Source organism: Flavobacterium sp. (assembly GCF_043778725.1).
Taxonomy (GTDB): Bacteria; Bacteroidota; Bacteroidia; order Flavobacteriales; family Flavobacteriaceae; genus Flavobacterium.
Window position 1 is genome coordinate 1 of sequence record NZ_JAYWFT010000006.1, and the last position, 22481, is coordinate 22481.

At 32.1% G+C, this 22481-nt stretch carries 21 protein-coding genes and 1 pseudogene; 14 read left to right on the plus strand and 8 right to left on the minus strand.

Annotation, left to right across the window (positions count from 1 at the left end):
• Positions 1-443, minus strand: a 443-nt coding sequence (locus ACH2CG_RS01120) for a response regulator transcription factor (protein ID WP_395061349.1), incomplete at its 3' end; no start/stop codon positions are given.
• A 195-nt stretch (positions 444-638) separates the two neighbouring features.
• Here ACH2CG_RS01120 and ACH2CG_RS01125 point away from each other — a divergent pair.
• The 6 genes from ACH2CG_RS01125 (at position 639) to ACH2CG_RS01150 (ending at position 8950) form a co-directional block, all read left to right on the plus strand.
• On the plus strand, positions 639-3443 hold the full coding sequence (locus ACH2CG_RS01125) for a TonB-dependent receptor domain-containing protein (RefSeq protein WP_395061351.1): 2805 nt from the start codon (positions 639-641) through the stop codon (positions 3441-3443).
• Between the two features lie 187 nt (positions 3444-3630).
• Entirely contained in the window at positions 3631-4815 is a 1185-nt protein-coding gene (locus ACH2CG_RS01130; RefSeq protein WP_395061353.1) for a hypothetical protein, read from the plus strand.
• Positions 4816-4924: 109 nt separating this feature from the next.
• On the plus strand, positions 4925-5260 hold the full coding sequence (locus tag ACH2CG_RS01135; RefSeq protein WP_395061355.1) for a T9SS type A sorting domain-containing protein: 336 nt from the start codon (positions 4925-4927) through the stop codon (positions 5258-5260).
• Between the two features lie 96 nt (positions 5261-5356).
• A complete protein-coding gene (locus ACH2CG_RS01140) occupies positions 5357-7126 on the plus strand; it encodes a T9SS type A sorting domain-containing protein (RefSeq protein ID WP_395061357.1) in 1770 nt (589 codons plus the stop codon).
• A 77-nt stretch (positions 7127-7203) separates the two neighbouring features.
• Entirely contained in the window at positions 7204-8184 is a 981-nt protein-coding gene (locus ACH2CG_RS01145; RefSeq protein ID WP_395061359.1) for an acyl transferase, read from the plus strand.
• A 43-nt stretch (positions 8185-8227) separates the two neighbouring features.
• On the plus strand, positions 8228-8950 hold the full coding sequence (locus ACH2CG_RS01150) for a hypothetical protein (protein ID WP_395061361.1): 723 nt from the start codon (positions 8228-8230) through the stop codon (positions 8948-8950).
• Between the two features lie 49 nt (positions 8951-8999).
• Here ACH2CG_RS01150 and tyrS read toward each other — a convergent pair whose 3' ends face one another.
• On the minus strand, positions 9000-10295 hold the full coding sequence (gene tyrS / locus ACH2CG_RS01155; protein ID WP_395061363.1) for a tyrosine--tRNA ligase: 1296 nt from the start codon (positions 10293-10295) through the stop codon (positions 9000-9002).
• A 274-nt stretch (positions 10296-10569) separates the two neighbouring features.
• Between tyrS and ACH2CG_RS01160 the strand changes: the two genes are divergently transcribed.
• Positions 10570-11571 (plus strand): NAD-dependent epimerase/dehydratase family protein, encoded by a 1002-nt coding sequence (locus tag ACH2CG_RS01160; protein ID WP_395061365.1) that lies wholly within the window; start codon positions 10570-10572, stop codon positions 11569-11571.
• Between the two features lies 1 nt (position 11572).
• Here the strand turns inward: ACH2CG_RS01160 and ACH2CG_RS01165 are convergent, their stop codons facing one another.
• The 3 genes from ACH2CG_RS01165 to ACH2CG_RS01175 are packed head-to-tail and all read right to left on the minus strand — an operon-like array spanning position 11573 to position 14045.
• Positions 11573-11953: a DUF4296 domain-containing protein gene (locus tag ACH2CG_RS01165; protein WP_395061367.1), complete on the minus strand. Its 381-nt coding sequence runs from the start codon at positions 11951-11953 to the stop codon at positions 11573-11575.
• A 19-nt stretch (positions 11954-11972) separates the two neighbouring features.
• On the minus strand, positions 11973-13313 hold the full coding sequence (locus ACH2CG_RS01170) for a dihydroorotase (RefSeq protein ID WP_395061369.1): 1341 nt from the start codon (positions 13311-13313) through the stop codon (positions 11973-11975).
• Between the two features lie 6 nt (positions 13314-13319).
• Entirely contained in the window at positions 13320-14045 is a 726-nt protein-coding gene (locus tag ACH2CG_RS01175) for a polyprenol monophosphomannose synthase (protein WP_395061371.1), read from the minus strand.
• 104 nt (positions 14046-14149) lie between these two features.
• Between ACH2CG_RS01175 and ACH2CG_RS01180 the strand changes: the two genes are divergently transcribed.
• The gene (locus tag ACH2CG_RS01180) at positions 14150-14815 is read left to right on the plus strand and encodes a DUF4271 domain-containing protein (protein ID WP_395061373.1); all 666 of its coding nucleotides are present in this window, start codon (positions 14150-14152) and stop codon (positions 14813-14815) included.
• A gap of 18 nt (positions 14816-14833) precedes the next feature.
• Complete coding sequence (locus ACH2CG_RS01185; RefSeq protein ID WP_395061444.1) at positions 14834-15583, plus strand: uroporphyrinogen-III synthase; 750 nt, start codon at positions 14834-14836, stop codon at positions 15581-15583.
• A gap of 126 nt (positions 15584-15709) precedes the next feature.
• Here the strand turns inward: ACH2CG_RS01185 and pckA are convergent, their stop codons facing one another.
• Both pckA and ACH2CG_RS01195 read right to left on the minus strand, forming a co-directional pair.
• Positions 15710-17335 (minus strand): phosphoenolpyruvate carboxykinase (ATP), encoded by a 1626-nt coding sequence (gene pckA, locus ACH2CG_RS01190; protein WP_395061375.1) that lies wholly within the window; start codon positions 17333-17335, stop codon positions 15710-15712.
• A gap of 79 nt (positions 17336-17414) precedes the next feature.
• Positions 17415-17801 (minus strand): DUF423 domain-containing protein, encoded by a 387-nt coding sequence (locus ACH2CG_RS01195; protein WP_395061377.1) that lies wholly within the window; start codon positions 17799-17801, stop codon positions 17415-17417.
• 123 nt (positions 17802-17924) lie between these two features.
• On the opposite strand from ACH2CG_RS01195, the gene ACH2CG_RS01200 reads away from it, so the two are divergent.
• From ACH2CG_RS01200 to ACH2CG_RS01220, 5 genes are all read left to right on the plus strand, one after another.
• Positions 17925-18686, plus strand: coding sequence for a DUF3108 domain-containing protein (locus tag ACH2CG_RS01200; protein WP_395061378.1), 762 nt, complete (start codon positions 17925-17927; stop codon positions 18684-18686).
• A 1-nt stretch (position 18687) separates the two neighbouring features.
• Positions 18688-19011 carry a hypothetical protein gene (locus ACH2CG_RS01205; RefSeq protein ID WP_395061380.1) on the plus strand — a complete coding sequence of 108 codons (324 nt, stop codon included), beginning with the start codon at positions 18688-18690 and terminating at the stop codon, positions 19009-19011.
• 111 nt (positions 19012-19122) lie between these two features.
• Positions 19123-20499, plus strand: a complete 1377-nt coding sequence (locus tag ACH2CG_RS01210; protein ID WP_395061382.1) for a saccharopine dehydrogenase family protein — start codon at positions 19123-19125, stop codon at positions 20497-20499.
• Positions 20500-20727: 228 nt separating this feature from the next.
• The gene (locus ACH2CG_RS01215) at positions 20728-21198 is read left to right on the plus strand and encodes an Lrp/AsnC family transcriptional regulator (RefSeq protein WP_395061384.1); all 471 of its coding nucleotides are present in this window, start codon (positions 20728-20730) and stop codon (positions 21196-21198) included.
• A 156-nt stretch (positions 21199-21354) separates the two neighbouring features.
• Positions 21355-21633 (plus strand): hypothetical protein, encoded by a 279-nt coding sequence (locus tag ACH2CG_RS01220; RefSeq protein WP_395061386.1) that lies wholly within the window; start codon positions 21355-21357, stop codon positions 21631-21633.
• 54 nt (positions 21634-21687) lie between these two features.
• Here the strand turns inward: ACH2CG_RS01220 and ACH2CG_RS01225 are convergent.
• Positions 21688-22376: pseudogene (locus ACH2CG_RS01225) on the minus strand (zinc metallopeptidase).
• Positions 22377-22481: the final 105 nt, after the last annotated feature.

Genomic DNA, 22481 nt, shown 5'->3' on the forward strand with positions numbered 1-22481 from the left:
TATTCTTCACGATTAATTTCAATTCCGCCAACGTTAAGGTTTTCGCTCGATCCAGAATCGTCTTTAAGCCTTCTTAACAATGCCTTTACCTTACTTACCAATAATTTTGGTTTAATTGGTTTTGCAATATAATCGTCTGCACCGGCATCAAATCCTGCAACTTGAGAATAATCTTCACTTCTTGCAGTTAAAAAAGTAATTATTGTGTTACTCAATTCGGGAATTTTTCTAATATTTTCACAAGCTTCCATTCCGTCCATTTCGGGCATCATAACATCCATTATAATTAATTGCGGACGCTCTTTTTTGGCCATTGCAATAGCTTCTTTACCATTGGATGCAGTAACAATTTTAAATCCTTCTTGTGACAAATTATAGCCTACAATTTCTAGGATATCTTGCTCATCATCAACCAATAAAATCTTAATGTCTTTTTTCTTCATAATGCAACTATTTCGTTGTTTGCGAATGTAAATATAGCACTTTATCGCTTATCATGCCGGCTTTAAAATGAGTTAACAGTAATTTAATGTGTTAACATTTAGGTAATGATTACTAAACCTAAACATAAATTGTGAGTAACTTGAACTTTACAAAGCAATACGTTCTTTGCACAGAATTTTAACGACACACACAAAATGAAATTTAGATTAATTTTTATAACATTACTTATTAGTGCATTATCATTTGCTCAAAACAAAGGGACAATTACTGGTGTAATTACCGATAAAGATATGAATAATACGCCTATTCAATTTGCAAATGCTGTAATAAAAGGAACAAGTACAGGAGCTACAACAGATGACAAAGGTAAATATTCATTAAAAGTTGAGCCAGGAAATCACGTATTAGTGTTAAGTTTTGTAGGTTATGAATCTGTAGAAATTCCTGTAACGGTTGTTGCAAACGAAACCTTAACTGTTAATAAAGCTTTAGGATCTGGCGCATACAAACTTGAGGATGTAGTTATTCAACGCACCTCTAATAGAGAAAAGGAAACAGCATTGTTACTAGAACAAAAAAAGGCTGTCGAGATAAAACAAAGTATTGGTGCTCAAGAAATGTCTAGAAAAGGAGTAAGCGATGTAGAAGAAGGATTGACAAAAATTACCGGAATCACAAAAGTAGGTTCAAGAGGATTATTTGTAAGAGGATTAGAAGATCGTTACAACAACTTATTAATTAATGATTTGGCAGCTCCGACTAACAATCCGTTTAAAAAAATAATTCCATTGGATTTATTTCCTACAGACATTGTTGGTGTAATTGATGTTTACAAAACCTTCAATCCAAATATTTATGGAGATTTTGCAGGCGGTACTTTTAATATTGCAACATCTACTTCTAAAGGAAATAAAAGTGTTACTAAAATAAATATAGGAACAAGTTTTACTACCAATAACAACTTAAGATCGTTTTTAATTTCAAAAGATGCTGACAATTCTAAAGGATTTTTTGGGCTAACAGGAAACGATAGATCACTACCATCATTATTGGGAGGAAAACCTGCTAGTTATACTTTTACACCAGATCAAGCACTTTCTTCTTTTAAAAGCGGATTTGATGTTTCAGAAATAAAAAGTCCTTTAAATACAAGTATTGGTTTTTTACATTCAGAAAAATTTTCATTCAAAAACAATTCTAAATTGTCATACTTACTATCATTAAATTTTGATAATAACTACAGTTATAGAAACGGCGTAGAAAGAAATTTCAATAATAACCCATCGGGATACGTTTATAGAAATGATTTTAACAGCAGTGAATACAGATACAAAACATCGCTTTCTTCTTTATTGGGTTTAAATTATACCTTTGGAAGAATGAAATTGTCTTGGAATAATTTTTACTTAAGAACTACAGAAAATTTAATTAAAGATCAATTAGGATATGCAGATTTAACTGCCAACAATAATGTGACATTAATTAGAACAAACCAATTGGACCAATCTGATTATTTTAACACACAATTACTTGGTGAAATTGCATTAACATCAAATAAAGATCAGAATTTTAAATTTGGAGGTTCATTTGCTAAAACATCGTACCAACAACCAGACAGAAAATTCTTCTCTGGAACTCCAAGTGGTGACAATATTATAACATCTATTGCTGGTAATAATTTCATTAAGCAATATTTGGATATCAATAGTGACATCTATTTATCTGGAATGGCAGAATACAGTTTGAAATTTGGAGGTGAAGAAAAGAAAAACAAATTGGCAATTGGCTATAATGGAAGTGCTTCCTTGATGCAATCATCATATAGATTTATTACTCCTATAAACAACTTTGCACCAAATAGTTTTACAATTCCAACTAATGGTGTAGATGCTCAATTAAATGATTATTTAAGCCAAAATGCTTTCAGTTTTAGAGAAAGTTCTAATGCTAATTATAAAGCAAAACTTAACGAACAATCTAACTCAGGATATGCAAATCTTTTATTTAAATTTAATGATAAATGGGAAGTAAATGGAGGTGTTAGAGCTGAAAACACTGAACGCGAAACTAAATATAGAGAACAAGGAAGCTTTGATGCTCCTTACAAAAAATTAGTGTACAACAACTTTTATTTATTACCTTCACTAAATGCAAAATATGCTGTGACTGAAAAAGCAAACTTACGTTTTGCAGCAGGAAAAACTTATACTAAACCAGTTATAATGGAAGCTTATCCTATAGAATACATCAATGCTGATGGAACTTCTACTAAAGGAAATCCTTTTTTAACAAATTCTGATAATTATAATGTTGATCTAAAATATGAATTATTCCCAAGTAATAAAGAAATGTTTACTGTTGGAATATTTGGGAAAGATATTAAAAATCCTATCGAAAGAACTTTCGTAGCTAATGCAGCTAACGCAACTATTACAACCTATTTAAATTCTGATAACGCAAAACTTTATGGTGCCGAAGTTGAATTTATTTTTGACTTTGAAAGAATAAGTAAAAACCTTAAAGACTTTTCATTAGGATTTAATACTTCATTAATGAAAACTACGGTAGAAGTAAAACCAATAACTGTTAATCCTGACGGAAGTATAACTAATTCTATTGAAACACATAAATCAAGAGATTTACAAGGAGCATCAAGATGGTTGCTAAATTCAGATATAAAATATCAATTCAATTTTAGCAAAACTTGGAGTAACACAGCTTCATTTGTATATTCTGTTTTTGGAAAAAGAATTTATGCAGTTGGAACTGGAGGTTTAGATCATATTTATGAATTACCTGTACAACAACTAGACTTTGTATGGAGCAGTAAATTATCTGAGCATTTTGACATGAAATTCTCTGCCGACAATTTATTAAATCCAAATAGAAAATTTGAACTTGGCAACAATGGTACATCAGCAATAATAGAAAATTCTAATATCATTAATGATTTTAAAAAAGGAGTTGGTTTCTCTATCAATCTAGGATACACATTCTAATTTTTTTAACTAAAGAATAAAAAGCTGCCTTTACATGGCAGCTTTTTTTATGTTAATAACAAGACTACTTCTTAACAATAATTTTACTTTTTTATCTACTTATAATAACGCTATTATAATGTTTAGATAACCACAAAAAAAACAGAAGCACATAAATTTGTATCAGAAATTAAACAACACAATAAACATGAAAAAACTTATTTTAGGAGTAGCACTTTTAGCTTCAATCTTTACAGGATGTACAAGCAGTGACGACGAAACAACTGCAACAGTGGTTACAGGAGAAATTACAGGACCAATAACTGCAGACAAAACTTATCCTTTAGGAACTTACACTTTAAAAGGAATTGTAAAAATAAACTCAGGAGTAACAGTTACTTTTGACGCTGGATCTACAATTACTTGTGACAAAACAACAGGAGATAATGCTTTAGTAGTAGTAAACGGAGGTAAATTAAATGTAAACGGTACTGCATCTCAACCAGTAGTTTTTACAGAGAAATCTGGTATTCCTGGTTCTTGGGGTGGAATTATAGTATATGGAGATGCTCCAATAAAAGCAATTGGTGGTGTTACAACTTCAACTTCTGAAGATGGAAATGCATTACCATATGGTGGAACAAATGCTACCCACAACGGTGGTTCATTGAAATATGTTAGAGTGGAATATGCTGGTGCAAAATTAGCAGACGGAACTAAAGAAAATAATGGATTTACATTCTATTCTTGCGGTTCTGGTACAACTTTAGACCACTTAGTTTCTTACAAAGGTGCTGATGATGGTTACGAATTCTTTGGTGGAACTGTAAGCATGACAAATGCAATTTCTTACGGAAACTATGATGATGCTTTTGACTGGCAAGATGGATGGCAAGGTCAAAACAACTCAAACTGGTACGGATATCAAGTAAACAAAGGAAACTTTGGTATGGAAATAGAGTGTTCTAATAACAACAATGCATTTTGGCCTAAAGTTACAGACATAACTCTAAAAAGAGCTTCTGGATGTACTCCTGAAGTTGCTGGAGATGTTCAAGTAGATGCGTTCCAATTTAAAAAAGAAGGAAATGGAGATTTTAGTAATGTAGTAATTGATGGATACGGAAATTATACTGAAGCGTCTGTAGTTTATCAAGGTGCAGCTGTTAAAATTCAAGATGTTACGACTAATACAGATCAAGTTAACGCTTCTAAAATTAAATTAACAAACGTTAAAATAACAAATACTACACAAGTCACTCCTGTTGGAGCAACTGCTGCAATCTCTGTAGCGTTCCCAACTGGACAATTTACAACTAGCACAACAACAACTGGTGCTAACTTAACAACTGGAGCATGGTCAACAGTTGGTGGTGTAAATCTTCTTCAATAAAGAAAGTTCTTATATAGTGTTAAAAATCCCTCAAATTAGAGGGATTTTTTTGTTTTTGGCATTGTATTTGAAATAATATTTATACATTTGTTTTAACCAAATTGTACTCATGACAAAAAATTACTTTTATACAATACTTTTTTTCCTTTGCCTTTGCACCACAAGTGCCTTCGCACAAGACGGAAAACAACAATCAAAAGTGCAAGAAAACACTATTGAAGGTCTAAACTTTTATCCTAACCCAGTTAGTAATGGTAAGATTTATATTTCTTCTAAATCTAATGAAGACAAGCAAATTACCATATTTGACGTACTAGGGAAAAAGGTACTACAAACTGTTTTAACTACTAGAGAACTAAACATTGCATCTCTTTCTCCTGGTGTTTACATCATCAAAATAGAGGAAGGCAACACAAGTGCTACTAGAAAATTAATTGTCAGATAGTTAAATATCTGTATTGTTAACTATTTTTTTACTTTGATTATTTTTATTTATTAAAATAGTCATTATCTTTGTCGTCTAAAATTTTATTTAAAAAAAATGAAAAAACTTTACTCTTTATTGTTTTTGGTAGTTACTGCTTTTACTTTTGGACAGACTATCTACACTGAAAATTTCGGAACTCCTACTGGAAATACGACGGTTGCTAATTACATTACAGGAACTGCTCCTGCAACATTTCAAAATTCTTCTCCAATAGTTTACAGCGGAACAACAGGCGCTACTAGTTTAAGAGTAACTTCGGTTTCTTCTGGCTACACAGGAGTTTCAGGAAATGGAAATGTCTTTTTATCGCAAACAACTAATGTTGGTCATTTTTTCCAAGTTGATGGCATAAATACATCAGCATACACTTCAGCTAACTTACAATTGTCTTTTGGTTATTTAACTTCCGCAACTACTAGTCAATTGATTTTAGAAAAAAGTACTGATGGTGGCACTAACTGGTCGCCAATTACTTTTACAAACAATACAACTACTACATGGAATTTAGTAACAATTGGTGGTGGTCAAATTCCATCAACAACTACTTTGTCTTTAAGATTTACTCAACCATCAACTGTTGCAACACCAAATTCAACACAATTTAGAATTGATGATTTGAAAGTTTACTTTTATAACGCTGCATGTACATTAGTTTTAAGTACTCCTACATCTCTTTGTGATGCTGTAACATTTGGCACAGATACTTACACTGCAACAATACCTTACACTGGTGGCGGAACTGGTTCTTACACTATAACTCCTTCTTCTGGAACAGTTGGTGGTGATAATCCTGCAACAGTTGCTGCCGGAAACATAGTTATTTCTGGTATTTCTGAAGGAACTGCATTAACATTAAATGTTGTTAGTGGTGTTTGTTCATATTCTGCTAATTTAAATTCTCCTGAATGTAAACCAGTTAATACTTTACCTTTAAACGAACCTTTCAATTATACTGTCGGCAATACATTAGGATCTTCTCAGAGATGGTCTAACGCAAATACTGGTGATGACATTAGTGTTGTAACAGGAAATTTATCATACACAGGCCTTACTTCTTCAGGAAATTCTGTTTCTTTAGGAGGTGATGGTAAAGAATGTCATACACCATTTACAGCAACTACTTCAACTGATGGAAATTTATTTGCTTCATTTTTAATCAAAGTTACTGACTATGCTAATGTTACAACTGATGGAAATCAAGATTATTTCGTAGTTTTAACTGATGGAGTTTCATCTAATTTTAAAAGTAGATTGTTTATCAAAAAAACCGCTACACAATATCAATTAGGATTAACTTCTGGAACTTCTACTACAAATTACGACCCAACTCTTTTCAATGTAGGAGATGTTGTTTTGGTAGTTTTAGGGTATGATTTTACTGGAAACACTTTAAAAGCTTGGTTCAATCCAGTTTTAGCTAGCTTTACTGCTGCAACAACACCAAATTTAACTGATACACCAACTGCTGCAATCTCAACTTTAGGAGGATTCTTGTTAAGACAAGGAACAACTACTACAACTCCATCTATAACTGTGGACGAGTTAAGAATTGCAACGACAACTGCCCAATTATTATCAGTAAATCAAAATACAATTTCAGGATTAAAAGTATATCCTAATCCAGTTTCTAACGGAACTTTATTTATTGAAACTTCTGCTAACGCTGAAAAAACTGTAACAATTTTTGACGTAATGGGCAAACAAGTTTTAAACACAACATCTACTTCAAACGAAATTAATGTTGCAAGTATAAAAGGTGGAATTTACCTAGTGAAAATTACTGAAGAAGGTAAAACTGCTACAAGAAAATTAGTTATTGAATAATTAATTTTTTATTATAACAGAAAGCTCCAATTAACGTTGGAGCTTTTTTATTTTCATTACTTTTGTAAAAAAAATCATTGATCACCTCACAAGACCTATTCACAATATCAAGTCAAAAGCAATTTGAAAAAATAGCTTTGAAAGTTTTTCGTTTTCAATACGAAAATAATAAAGTGTACCGTGAATTTTGTGAGTTATTAAATATCGAAAAAGGAAGGGTAAAATCATTACACCAAATTCCTTTTTTACCCATTCAGTTTTTTAAAAGTCATGAGGTTCTATCTTCTACTGAACCTATTCAAGAAACTTTTACAAGTAGCGGAACAACAGGAATGATTACCAGCAAACATCTTATTACAGATGTTACACTATACGAAGAGAGCTATAGAAATGCTTTTTCAGAATTTTATGGAAACATAGAAAACTATGCAGTTTTAGCCTTACTTCCATCCTATCTAGAACGCACTGGTTCGTCTTTAATCTATATGGTGAAAGATTTGATTGAGCTTTCTAATAACGAAAACAGTGGCTTTTATTTGAACAATTATGACGAACTAATAGCTAAGTTAGTCGAATTAGACGCCTCAGGTCAAAATGTTATTTTAATAGGCGTTACTTATGCTTTATTGGATTTAATTGAACAACAAAAATTTCAATTAAAAAACACCATCATTATGGAAACTGGCGGAATGAAAGGCAAACGCAAAGAAATTATCCGAGAAGAATTGCACCAATTACTATGCAATGGTTTTGGCGTTTCTAGTATTCATTCTGAATATGGAATGACCGAATTGTTATCGCAAGCTTATTCATTAGGAAACGGAATTTTTGAATGTCCCAGTTGGATGTCAATTTTAATTCGAGACACAGAAGATGCTTTATCATATATAGAAACTGGAAAAACTGGCGGAATAAATGTCATTGATTTGGCTAATATCAATTCCTGCTCTTTTATTGCAACCCAAGATTTAGGCAAAAAATACCCCAACAACTCTTTTGAAGTTTTAGGAAGATTCGATAATTCTGATATTCGTGGATGCAACTTGATGGTACTATAATTTTTTTGAATTATATTCGTTACTATTAATTCAATCCTTGTTTATGCGACTACTTTACTTCCTTGTATTCTTATTCACTTTTTCAGTATCTGCACAAATTGAAATAAAAATAAATTCAATTTCTACTACAGATTTATCTTTAAAAAAGAGAAAATTCACCATTAAATACCATATTAAGAATTTGACAAATAAAGAAATTTCTTTTTTCTTGATGCCAAAAACATTAATAGCACATTCTGCAAGTTCTATGACATTGTTTCCTGTATATAAAATATATCAAAACGGAGTTTTTGAAGATGTTGACGGTCCATTTTACGAAAAAATATACGCAGAACAAGAAGGATTTGAAGCAGAAACAGATTCCGAAAAAAGAAAAAAAATAATAGAAGATTTAACAGATAAATTTAATACAGAATACGAAAAAACAATTGAAGACTATAAAAAAAATGGCGGAAAAAGTACTGATGATATGTGGATTTACAGAAACCAAAAACTAATCCAATCTATTGTAAAACTAAATCCTAACGAGACTAAAGAATTTGAAATAACAACAAGTTGGAATAAAGAACGCTATTATAAAATAGACGATAAAGAATTTTATCTAGATGAAAAAGACAAATTCGAGATTGAACTTTCCTTATTTTTAGACAAATCAAATCGCATAAATTCACTTTCACCCGAAGAACTTTCAAAAATTAAGAAGGATGAGAATTTTATTGAAGGACGATTTACATCCAACAAAATGGAAATCAACTTTAAAGAATAAAAAAAGACGCACCTAAATGCGTCTCAATATACTATTCGCTTTTTTTATTTTAAACGACTCTCAAAACAAAATAATTTTTCTTTCCGCTTTGTAACAATACAAATTCATTGTTTATTAAATCTTTCAACGACAATACAAATTCCTCAGTAACTTTAGTCTTATTTACCGAAATAGAATTCGCAGTCAAAGCCCTTCTAGCTTCACCATTAGATTTAAAAAAACCTGATTTTTCATTTAAAACATCTACAATAGCAATTCCAATTTCTACAGCAGCAATTGCAATTTCTGCTTGTGGCACACCTTCAAAAACTTCTAGAAAAGTAGCTTCGTCAAGTTGTTTTAAATCTTCCATCGTTGGATTTCCAAAAAGCACTTTCGATGCTTCTACAGCTTTCTCTAATTGTTCACTTCCGTGTACAAATGTTGTAACTTCTTCTGCCAATCGTTTTTGTAAAACTCTCAAATGTGGCATTTCATTATGCTCTGCAATTAAGCCGTCAATGGTAGCTTTATCTAAAAAAGTAAATATTTTAATATATTTCTCAGCATCAACATCAGTAGTATTCAACCAAAATTGATAAAATTTATAAACCGAAGTTTTATCAGCCGTCAACCACACATTTCCGCCTTCACTTTTTCCAAATTTAGAACCATCAGCTTTAGTAATTAACGGACAAGTCATTGCATAAGCCTTTGCGCCATCACCATTCATTCTTCGCACTAATTCAGTTCCAGTGGTAATATTTCCCCATTGGTCGCTTCCGCCCATTTGCAACAAACAGTTGTGCGCTTTATACAAATGATGAAAATCATAACCTTGAATTAATTGATACGTAAACTCAGTAAAACTCATTCCGTCACCTTCGGCAGAAAGACGCTTTTTTACCGAATCTTTTGCCATCATATAGTTCACCGTGATGCGTTTACCAACATCGCGAGCAAAATTTATAAACGAAAAATCCTTCATCCAATCGTAGTTATTTACTAAAATTGGTGCATTTGCTTCCTTCGAATTAAAATCTAAAAATCGAGATAAAACAGCTTTTATTCCAGCAACATTTTTCTCTAAAGTAGCTTCGTCTAGCAAGTTTCTTTCGTCACTTTTTCCAGAAGGATCACCAATCATACCAGTTGCGCCACCAACAAGAGCAATAGGTTTATGTCCAAATTGCTCTAAATGAACCAATAAAATAATTGGCACCAAACTTCCAATATGCAACGAATCACTTGTTGGGTCAAACCCAATGTATGTCGTTGTCATTTCTTTTAAAAGTTGCTCCTCAGTTCCAGGCATAATATCATGAACCAATCCGCGCCATTGCAATTCTTCTACTAAATTCCTCATCGTACAATTATAATTTGCGCAAATATAACGAAAGTCAGTGGCAATGACAATTTCAAAATTAAATTTCAATATTTAGAAGCGAATCGCTTGGGCATTCTCAGCAATGGCAATTCCTGCTTTACACTTGTAGTCGCGAAAAAAAATCGCGAGCTACCGTTTCAATCAGGGCTAAACAGTTTTTGTCTTACCTAAAAAAACAATTTCAAACTACAACCTTTTAAACTTTTAAACCATTAAACTTTTAAACTTATTTCTTAAACCCTATCTTTACAAAATGGTATTAGTCACAGGCGGAACAGGATTAGTTGGTGCACATTTACTTCTTCATTTAATAGAAAATGACGAAACGAAAGTTCGTGCTCTATATAGAAATTCGAATTACATTACAAAAACAAAATTACTTTTTGATTTGTATAAAAAATCCCATTTATTCTCTAAAATAGAATGGGTTCAAGCCGATATTCTAGACGTTCCATCGTTAGAAATTGCATTTCAAAACATTGATTACGTCTACCATTGTGCAGCAAGTATTTCATTTAACCCAAACGACGAAGACCAACTAAGAAAAGTAAACATTGAAGGCACAGCCAATATTGTAAACTTTTGCATCGCCAAAAACATCAAAAAACTTTGCCACGTTAGTTCTATTGCTGCATTAGGAGATTTGGCTCAAAACGAAAAAGTCATTTCCGAAACAAGCGAATGGAATCCAGAAATTCTACACAGCGATTATGCAATTTCTAAATATGGCGCCGAGATGGAAGTGTGGCGCGGTTTTCAAGAAGGATTACCTGTTGTAATTGTAAACCCAGGAATAATTTTTGGACCCGGATTTTTCAATCAAGGAAGTGGTGCTTTTTTTACTTCAATTAAAAAAGGATTTCCATTTTATACCAATGGAAATTCAGCATATGTTTCTGTAATAGATGTTGTAAAAATAATGACCACTTTAATGAAGTCCGATTGTAGCGGAGAACGTTTTATAGTAATTTCTGAAAATATTACTTATAAAAAAATCATTTTTACAATTGCCAATAAGATAAAAGCTAGCAAACCTAGAATTGAAGCTAAACCATGGCTTTTAGCAATTGCATGGCGATTGGATTGGTTAATTTCTTCCATATTTAGAACCAAAAGAAAGATTTCTAAACACGCAACGCAATCTATACTAAACAAAGATTTAATATCTAATGAAAAAATAAAATCCTATTTAAACTATAATTTTCAAGAAATAGAAAATTATTTAGATACTATGTTACTACATTTTAAAAATTAAATTACTTAACAACTCCAGCATCAGGATTTAAAGTTTCCTCTTTTCCACCATTATTTTTCTTACTGTCTGCTTTCAATCGTTCTTTAATTCTATCGTACATTTTTTTGTATTCTTTTATATCAGAAGCATAATATTGTGTGCTTTTTGCAAAAGTAAGGCTATCAACTTTATATTTACTTTTTAAAAAATCTGTAGGTTTCGGGTAATTAGTTTGCATTCCCATAGTTTGCGATTTGGCAGCTTCAAGAATAGCCAAGTCATAAATTATATTTTCCATCTTATCTTTGTCTATAAGATTCTTGGGTTTTTCTACCAAATCCTTTTTACAACTAGACACAAAAAAAGCAATTGCAATAAAAAGTAACACTATTATTTTTTTCATTTTATCGGTATATAAAATTTTATCGGTCAAAAAGCAATCGTTTTCCTGCTTTAATTTCTTTCACTTTGGCATTTTCATAAACCAATTGTCCGTTTACAAAAGTATGCGAAATTCTAGATTTAAAATTAGTTCCTTCAAACGGTGACCAACCACATTTGTATAAAATATTATCTTTACTCACACTCCATGGTTTAGCTGGATCAACAATTACCAAATCGGCATAAAATCCTTCTTTTATAAATCCTCGTTTTTCAATTTTAAAAATCTTTGCTGGATTGTGACACATTTTTTCAACGATTTTCTCTACAGAAATTTTACCTTGATGAAAAGCTTCAAACAAAGCCACCACAGCATGCTGAACTAATGGTCCGCCAGAAGGAGCGTTTAAATATTTTTGAGATTTTTCTTCAAGAGTATGTGGCGCATGATCGGTCGCAATAACATCAATAGTATCATCAAGCAAGGCTTTCCAGAGTGCATCTCTGTCTGTAGCCGTTTTCACTGCTGGATTCCATTTAATGAAATTTCCTTTGGTTTTATAGTCTTCATTGGTAAACCAAAGGTGGTGCACGCATACTTCGGCAGTGATCATTTTTTCTTCTAACGGGATTTTATTGGTAAACAATTCCATTTCCTTAGCCGTAGAAAGATGAAAAACATGCAATCTTGCACCTGTTTTTTTAGCTAGAGCAATCGCTTTAGATGAAGATAAATAACAAGCTTCTTCACTTCTTATTAAATGATGCGCCGTTACTGGAATATCTTCTCCATATTCGGCTTTATATTTTTCTAAATTGGTTTTTATTGTAGCTTCATCTTCACAATGCACTGCAATAAGCATTTTGGTCGATGAAAATATTTTTTCTAACGTTTCTGGATTATCAACCAACATATTTCCTGTTGATGAACCCAAAAATAATTTTATTCCGGCAACATTTTTCGAATTTGTTTTTAAAATTTCTTCCAAGTTATCATTCGTTCCGCCCATCATAAAAGAATAATTGGCATAGGAAGTTTGTGATGCAATTTGGTATTTTTCTTCTAAAAGTTCTTGAGTTACAGCATTCGGAACCGTATTTGGTTGTTCAATAAAAGATGTGATTCCGCCAGCAACAGCAGCTCTGCTTTCTGATGCAATAGTTCCTTTGTGTGTCAAACCTGGTTCACGAAAATGTACTTGATCATCAATTGCACCCGGAATTAAATAATTTCCTTCGGCATCAATAACCTTGCAATTGGAACTTTTATGGCTAATACTTTGGGCAATTTCTGTTATAAATTCGCCTTCAATAAGAACATCGCCTTCAAAAATGGCTCCTTCATTTACAATCTTTGCATTCTTAATTAAAAACGTATTCATAGTATTTTATAATCTGTTAAAAAACTTTTTGATTCGCAAAGACAAAACTCCAAAAATGGCTTCTTTAATAATTGATCCGCTCATTTTAGATTGTCCTTTGGTTCTATCGGTAAAAATTACTGGTACTTCTTGAATGGCATAGTTTTTAGCAAAAGCTCTATATTTCATCTCAATTTGAAAGGCATACCCAATAAATTTTATTTTATCTAAGTTGATGTTTTCAAGAACCGTTCTGCCATAGCAAATGAATCCTGCTGTGGCATCCATAATTTTCATTCCGGTAATCATTCTAACATAAACCGAAGCAAAATAGGATAATAAAACCCTACTTAGTGGCCAGTTTACAACATTTACTCCAGTTACATATCGTGATCCAATGGCTAAATCGGCACCACCAAAATGACAAGCATCGTATAATTTTTCTAAATCATGTGGGTTGTGCGAGAAGTCGGCATCCATTTCAAAAACAAACTGATACTCACGCGCCAAAGCCCATTTAAATCCGTGAACATAAGCTGTTCCCAATCCTGCTTTCTTCTCTCTTTGCTCTAGAAAAAGGGAATTGGAAAACTCTTTTTGAAGTTCTTTTACTTTATTGGCTGTTTTATCTGGCGAATTATCGTCTACAATTAACACATGAAACGGTTTATGCAAAGAAAATACAGCTCTCACAATGCTTTCAATGTTCTCAATTTCGTTATACGTAGGAATAATTACAATACCACAGTTCATATTTATCTATAAAAGTTTGTGCAAAAATACTCATTTTATAACTTCATAATCTTAATAATATTATAATACTAATCAACAAATAAAATTTAGTAATTTTGCACCCAATGATAGCACTTCAATTACATCTTAGAAATATAGAAAGCAAAGATTGGGCAACCTTAATTTTTGTTTTTGCATTGATACTTATTGTTGTAGCAAAAACGGCATTTGAAAATAGATTTAATGACTACATACGCTTGTTAATTTCAGACAAATACACCAAAATATATAGAGAAAGCAGCCATTTAATGAGCGGATTTAATGTACTTTTGTTTGTAGTTAACATCATTTCATTTTCCTTTTTTATTCAATTAGTCTTATCACATTTTGATTATGGCGAAAAAAATGATTGGATATTATTCACTCGAATATTTACCTTATTGACGGTTTTTATCTTGTGTAAATTTCTTGTCGAAAAAATAATTGCAGCCACTTTTGGCATTGAAGAAATCATCGAGCAATTTAATTTACAGAAAGTTACCTTTAGAACCTACTTAGGATTACTATTGTTGCCGTTTTCTATAATTCTATTTTATGATAATTACGCAACAAATTCTCTCATTATCATCATAATTTCTATATTATTAATAATAAACATACTTACTTATCTTATTTCTTTGAAAAATTATCAAAATTTAGTATTTGGTAAGTTGTTTTATTTTATTTTGTATCTTTGCGCACTTGAAATAGCGCCCTATTATTTCATATATTATTTGATTACAAAAAATTAGAGCTTAAACATGTCAAATTTGAAAGTAAGAACGATTTTGGTGTCACAACCAGAGCCCAAAGTAGAGAATTCACCTTATTTTGATTTACAACAAAAACACAAGGTAAAGATTGATTTTCGTTCTTTTATTCATGTAGAAGGCGTAAGCGCAAAAGATGTTAGAGCTCAAAAAATTGACTTAAACAACTTTACCGCAATCATTTTAACCAGTAGAAATGCTGTAGACCACTTCTTTAGAGTAGCTGAAGAAATGCGATATAAAGTGCCCGAAGATTTACGATATTTCTGTCAATCGGAAGCCATTGCTTTTTATCTGCAAAAATATGTTGTGTATAGAAAACGTAAGATTTATGTTGGTCAAAAAGATTTTGCTGACATGACTACACTTTTCAAAAAATACAAAGACGAAAAATTCTTGTTACCAGCATCAGATCAATTAAATGCAGATGCACCAATTACTTTAAACAATTTAAAAATAAATTGGGCACCAGCTGTTTTTTACAAGACAGTAATGAGTGATTTATCTGATTTAGCCGATGTTTATTATGATGTTCTTGCATTTTTTAGCCCTACTGGAATAAAATCTTTGTTTAAAAACTTTCCAGATTTTAAGCAAAATGATACTAGAATAGCTGTTTTTGGAAGCACAACTCAAAAAGAAGCCTTGGAACACGGATTACGAATTGATATTCTAGCGCCAACTCCCGAAACTCCTTCTATGACAATGGCTTTAGAACGCTATGTAGCCGAAGCTAATAAAGGAAAATAAGAAATAAAAATACAACACTAAAATTCCCAAATTCAATAAGAATTTGGGAATTTTTTATTTAAAAAAAGTCCGGCATCTCTGCCGAACTTTCTCCTCTTGTTTAGGTCTAGTTTGTTTGTTATTCTTTTATAATTGTGGACCAGCATTTACTAAATTCTGACCTTCTGAATTATCGGTATATTGAACGAAATTCTTAATAAATCTTGATGCTAAATCGGTAGCTTTTGTATTCCATTCGGTTACATTTTCATACGTATCTCTTGGATCTAAAATCGCCGGATTCACATCATGCAAAGCCGTAGGAACTACAAAATTGAATGTTGGAATAGTTTTAGTTTCGGCTTTTTCGATAGAACCATCAAGAATTGCATCAATAATAGCGCGCGTATCTTTTATAGAAATACGTTTGCCTGATCCGTTCCAACCAGTATTAACCATATAAGCTGTGGCGTTGTGTTGCTCCATCTTTTTTACCAATTCTTCACCATATTTTGTGGGATGAAGTGATAAAAATGCTTTTCCGAAGCAAGCAGAAAAAGTTGGTTGTGGCTCGGTTACTCCGCGTTCTGTTCCAGCTAATTTAGCCGTGAAACCAGAAAGGAAATAATATTTGGTTTGTTCTGGAGTTAATTTAGAAACTGGCGGCATTACTCCAAATGCATCTGCTGTTAAGAAAATAACTTTAGTTGCATGACCAGCTTTAGAAACTGGTTTTACAATATTATGTATGTGATTTATTGGATAAGAAACGCGCGTGTTTTGAGTTACAGAACCATCTTTAAAATCTATTTTTCCGTTGGCATCAACTGTTACGTTTTCTAGTAACGCATCTTTGGTAATTGCACCAAAAATATCCGGTTCGTTTTCTTTACTTAAATCAATGGTTTTTGCATAACATCCGCCTTCAAAATTGAAAACACCGTCGTTATCCCAACCATGTTCGTCATCGCCAATTAATTCGCGTTTTGGATCGGTAGAAAGTGTAGTTTTTCCAGTTCCAGATAATCCAAAGAAAACAGCAACATCACCATCTTTTCCTTTATTTGCCGAACAATGCATAGAAGCAATTCCTTGTAATGGCAAATAATAATTCATCATAGAGAACAATCCTTTCTTCATTTCGCCACCATACCAAGTGCCTCCAATTAATTGGATTTTCTCGGTTAAATTGAAAGCTACGTAAACTTCTGAATTTAAATCGTGCGCTGCAAAATCTTTGAATTCTGTTTTTGAGCCATTCATTACAATAAAATCGGGCTCACCAAAATTTTCAAGTTCTTCTTCTGTTGGACGAATGAACATATTTTTCACAAAATGTGCTTGCCAAGCCACTTCCATAATGAAGCGTACTTTTAATCGTGTGTTTTCGTTAGCTCCGCAAAAAGCATCAACAACAAATAATCTTTTTCCGGAAAGTTGGTTAACTGTATTTTCTTTTAAAGCATTCCAAGTGGTTTGCGAAAGTGGTTTGTTATCGTTTACTGCCTTGTCAGAATTCCACCAAATGGTATTTTCAGTAACACTATCTTTAACAATATATTTATCTTTTGGCGATCGTCCTGTAAATTCACCTGTCATTACATTTACAGCTCCAAGTTCGGTAAGTTGACCTCTTTCATAGCCTTCTAAACTCGGATTTAATTCTTCATTATATAAAAATTCAAATGATGGATTGTAAATAATTTCTTGAACATTTTTGATTCCGTATTTTTCTAACGAAATCGATTTCGTAAAATGGGCAGTATTCTCCATAGAAAATTAATTTGTTGCAATAATAATTAGACTGCAAAGGTAAAAATTAATTATTACAACGTTGTAGTTAATTAAAAAATTATGCTTTTTTCTTTAAGAAATGTATCATTAAAACGCTCCAAGCCACTATTAATAGTAATCCACCTATAGGAGTAACAAATCCTATGACCTTAAAATCAAAAGATGTCAAACTATTTGTAGCCAACAAATAAATTGATCCCGAAAACAGAATTACACCCAAAATTGTTAAAATCAAAATTGTTTTCTTAATCTTATGTGATAAATGTGCATTTAATCCTAAAAACAACAAAAATAAGGCATGATACATTTGGTATTTTACACCAGTTTCAAAAGTTGCTAATTGATCTATTGTTAATACTTTTTTTAAAGCATGCGCGCCAAATGCTCCTAAAACAATTGCTGTCATTCCGAAAAAACCTGCTGTTGAAAGAATTTTTTTGTCCATTTTTACTTTTGATATAATTTTATACAAATTTATCTGTTATGTATCAATTGAGAAAGGACTTTTATGTTTTCTTTTTGACATTAACAATTTTAAACTTTTATATTTGCACCTTAATTTTTAGACATGAAAAAGATTTTATTTATCGTAGCCACTGTTTTAATTTTCTGTTCTTTTAAAACCGAAAACAATGTTGCAATTCCATCTGGTGAAAAATTAGTTTTTGCTGGTTCCTACAATATGAGCGGTTTAATGACGCAATTGGCACAAGTTACTTTATCAACAGACATCGTCTCGACTTCTAAAAACTCATATTTACATTTGAATTGCGAATTGGCAACCTATGCAAAATGGGATAAGTTTTTTAAAATTAGAGATTTATATGAATCTTATGTTGATCCAATCACTTTAAAACCTAGCTTATACAAAAGAAGCATTGACGAAGGCGGATGGACCAAAAAAGAAAAATATGTTTTTAAAGGAAACTCGGTAACAAGCACAGCAAAAAAAAGAAACAAGCCCGAAACCACTAAAACATTTACAATTGGCGGTTCAACGCAAGATGTAGTTTCTGTAATGTACAAATTGAGAACTATGGATTTGGCCAAAATGAAAACGGGACAAGCACAATCATTCACAATAGTTTTTGACGAAAAACAAATTCCTGTTACCATCAAATTATTAGGATTAGAAACTGTTTCTGCCGGAAACTTAGGATCTAAAAGTTGCTACAAACTTTCTATTGGCGCAAAAACTGATGTTTTAAAAGGAAAAGATAAAAACTTAATTTACTTAACTGCCGATACTAAAAAAGTTCCTGTTTTAATGAAATTTAGTATTCCTGTTGGAACTGGCGAATTAAAATTAACTTCAGCAACTGGCATTTAATATGAGAAAGACTTTTTTAATTTTAGCAATTATTTTCACCGTTGTAAGTGTTATTTTTTCGGCACTTCCGTTAGATACTTTGGCATTGGCACCAATTGGTTTAGCACTACTTTTTATATTTATCGCTTTCAAGAAATCTACAATTGAAGAACGAAAGTTGCCAAAACGACTTTTTATAATCGCTTATATTTGTGGCTTGGTTGTAGTAGGAAAAACCTTCCTAGTCAAAGATGAAGTTGCCGTTGACACTAAATTTGAACAAGAAAAAATAGAAACCAAGCAAGAAGCCAAAAAAGATTTGGAAGAACTTGAAGGATTAGAATAAACAAGAACAGTTTCTAAATAGTAAAATTCCAATTTCCAAATATTAACGTGGAAATTGGAATTTTTTTATTGAAATTTATATAGCTTTGCAGCCTATTTTACAAACAAACTCATGAGAAATATCTTGATTATTGGTGCTGGACGTTCGGCTTCTTCATTGATTCAATACTTATTAAACAAATCTGACGAACAAAATCTTCATGTAACAATTGGTGATTTATCACTAGAATTAGCCCAAAGAAAAACCAATAATCATCCTAATGCTACTGCAATTCAATTGGACATCCATAACGAACTGCAACGAAATTCCGAAATTCAAAAAGCCAATATCGTAATTTCTATGTTGCCTGCGCACATGCATATTGACGTAGCAAAAGATTGTGTCACATTTAAAAAACACATGGTAACTGCTTCTTACGTTTCAGACGCGATGCAAGAATTGGATGCTGCAGCCAAAGAAAACAACTTAATTTTCATGAATGAAATTGGGCTCGATCCAGGAATTGACCACATGAGCGCCATGAAAGTTATTGATGAAATTCGTGACAAAGGCGGAAAAATGATTTTATTTGAATCTTTTTGTGGCGGATTAGTAGCTCCAGAAAGCGACAACAATCTTTGGAATTACAAATTCACTTGGGCACCAAGAAACGTAGTTTTAGCAGGACAAGGCGGCGCGGCAAAATTTATTCAGGAAGGAAAATACAAATACATTCCGTATCACAAATTATTTAGAAGAACCGAATTTTTAGGCGTAGAAGGTTACGGAAAATTTGAAGGTTATGCCAACCGCGATTCTCTAAAATACCGAAGCGTTTATGGTCTTGACGATGTACTTACTTTATATCGTGGAACCATTAGAAGAGTTGGATTTTCTAAAGCTTGGAACATGTTTGTACAACTTGGCATGACAGACGATGCCTATGTTATGGAAAATTCAGAAACCATGAGTTACCGTGATTTTGTCAATTCGTTTTTGCCATTTCATCCAACAGATTCAGTCGAAATTAAAATGCGTATGGCATTAAATATAGAGCAAGATGACATCATGTGGGACAAACTTCTAGAGCTAGATTTATTCAATCCCACTAAAATAGTTGGACTAAAAAATGCAACTCCAGCACAAATTCTAGAACGTATTCTTAACGATTCTTGGACACTACAACCACACGACAAAGACATGATTGTAATGTACCACAAATTTGGCTACGAACTTCATGGCGAGCAACACCAAATAGATTCTAAAATGGTTTGTATTGGCGACGACCAAACCTATACTGCTATGGCAAAAACCGTTGGACTACCTGTAGCAATGGCAACATTACAAATCTTAAACGGAAATATAAAAACTCCAGGCGTACAATTGCCAATTCGTGAAGAAGTTTACCTTCCAATCTTGAAAGAGTTAGAAGAATTTGGCGTTATTTTCAAAGAAACAGAAATGCCTTACGTTGGGTATAATCCTGATAAATTAGCAACAACAAATTAAGTTTTTTTGGAGCGAATGTTTTGCGCTTTTTGGGTTTCCTTATTCCTGCTGCCTTTCCAAAACTCGCCAAAAAAAAGACGAGGTTTTTCCCTTGCATCAGGGCTAAAAAGTTTTTCATTTTTGTAAAATTCAAAATTTTAAACAAATTCTATTTTATAACGCCTTATTTAACGCAATTTAATTACAATATAAAACAAATTTTCTACTTTTGCTTTAAATTCATTACCTATGAAAATAAATCAGTTACAAATAGAAATTGACGGAATAGACAAAGAAATCCTTCGTGATTTAATGGAAGATGCCCGAAAACCCATTTTACAAATCGCAAATAAAATAGGAATTTCTGGCGCAGCTATTCACCAACGATTGAAAAAACTAGAAGATGCTGGCGTAATTTCGGGTTCTAAATTTATTGTAAACAACAAAGTTTTAGGTTACAAAACTATGGCTTTTATAGGCGTTTATCTAGAGAAAGCCGCAAGCAATTCGGAAGCAGTTAAAGAATTAAAAAAAATTCCCGAAGTTTTAGAATGCCATTACACCACAGGAAATTGGAGTATTTTAATTAAAATTATCTGTCGCGATAACGAACATTTGATGCAATTATTAAACAAGAAAATCCAACCCATTGATGGCGTTTCAAGAACAGAAACCTTCATCTCTTTAGAACAACAAATAGAACGACAAATTCAACTATAAAACCCTTCGACTGCGCTCAGGGTGACAGATTAGAATAAAAAAAATTAAATTAAATCTGAAACTTGTTATTTCAACACAATAGAAATCTCATAAAGCAATTTTCTTAATGTAATTTCTTCCGAAAAATCAAAATGACAAAAATATTAAAATAAAAAAATGAACCTCAACAAATTTTCAAAAGAAAGCGTAACACTCGCATTTTATATAATTTATATATTAATTGCAGGAATATGTTTCGAATTATTTCCAGGCGACAGTAAATCTCCTAATATTGGTATTGTTTTATTGTATATTTTCATACCTATTAGTTTGGTTTACTTTATGGTTCACTTAATTCGTCAGCTGTTTGGAGGCAAAAACTATATTAAATGCATTACAATTCATGGTGTAGTTTGGTTGTCAATTTTTATAATTTTAACTACTGCTAAACAATAAAAAAAACCGTTTTATTTAAAAATAAAACGGTTTTTCTACATAGAATTATATTCTTTAATTTCTTCTTCCAAAAACTTGGAAAGCCCAATATAGCAATGATGCCAAAGCTCCAAGAGCAGCGACTACATAAGTTCTTGCAGCCCATTTTAAAGCATCTTCTGCTCCAGCATATTCTTCTTCAACATATTTTTATTTTTTAACCAAGCCAAAGCTCTATTGCTAGCATCATATTCGACAGGTAAAGTAATAAAACTGAATAGTGTGGCAATTGCCATTAAAATTAGACCCGCAACAGCAACATAAAATCCGATTGATGTTCCTTTAGAAGCAATTCCAAGCATCAATCCACCAATAATTAACCATTGTGACATACTTGAAGAAACATTTACAACTGGAACCATTTTAGATCGCATTGTCAACCATTGATAAGCTTGTGCATGTTGCACAGCGTGACCACATTCGTGAGCAGCAACGGCAGCCGCAGCCGCATTTCGTTGGTTATAAACTGCCTCACTTAGATTAACTGTTTTATCAGCAGGATTGTAATGATCGGTTAATTGTCCTGGCGTAGAAATAACTTTTACATCACGAATTCCGTTATCTGCAAGCATTTTTTCTGCTATTTCTGCACCAGACATTCCGTTGCGTAATGAGATTTTTGAATATTGTTCAAATTTGCTCTTTAGTCTTGAACTAATTAACCAACTGAATAATGCAATAACACCTATTAATATAAAATACATAATTGTTTAGATTTTAAATTATAATACAAGCATCAAATTATAAGCCAAATTCTGTTTTTATATTTTAAAACGCAAAAAACTGACATTTCGTCAATGTAATACCAC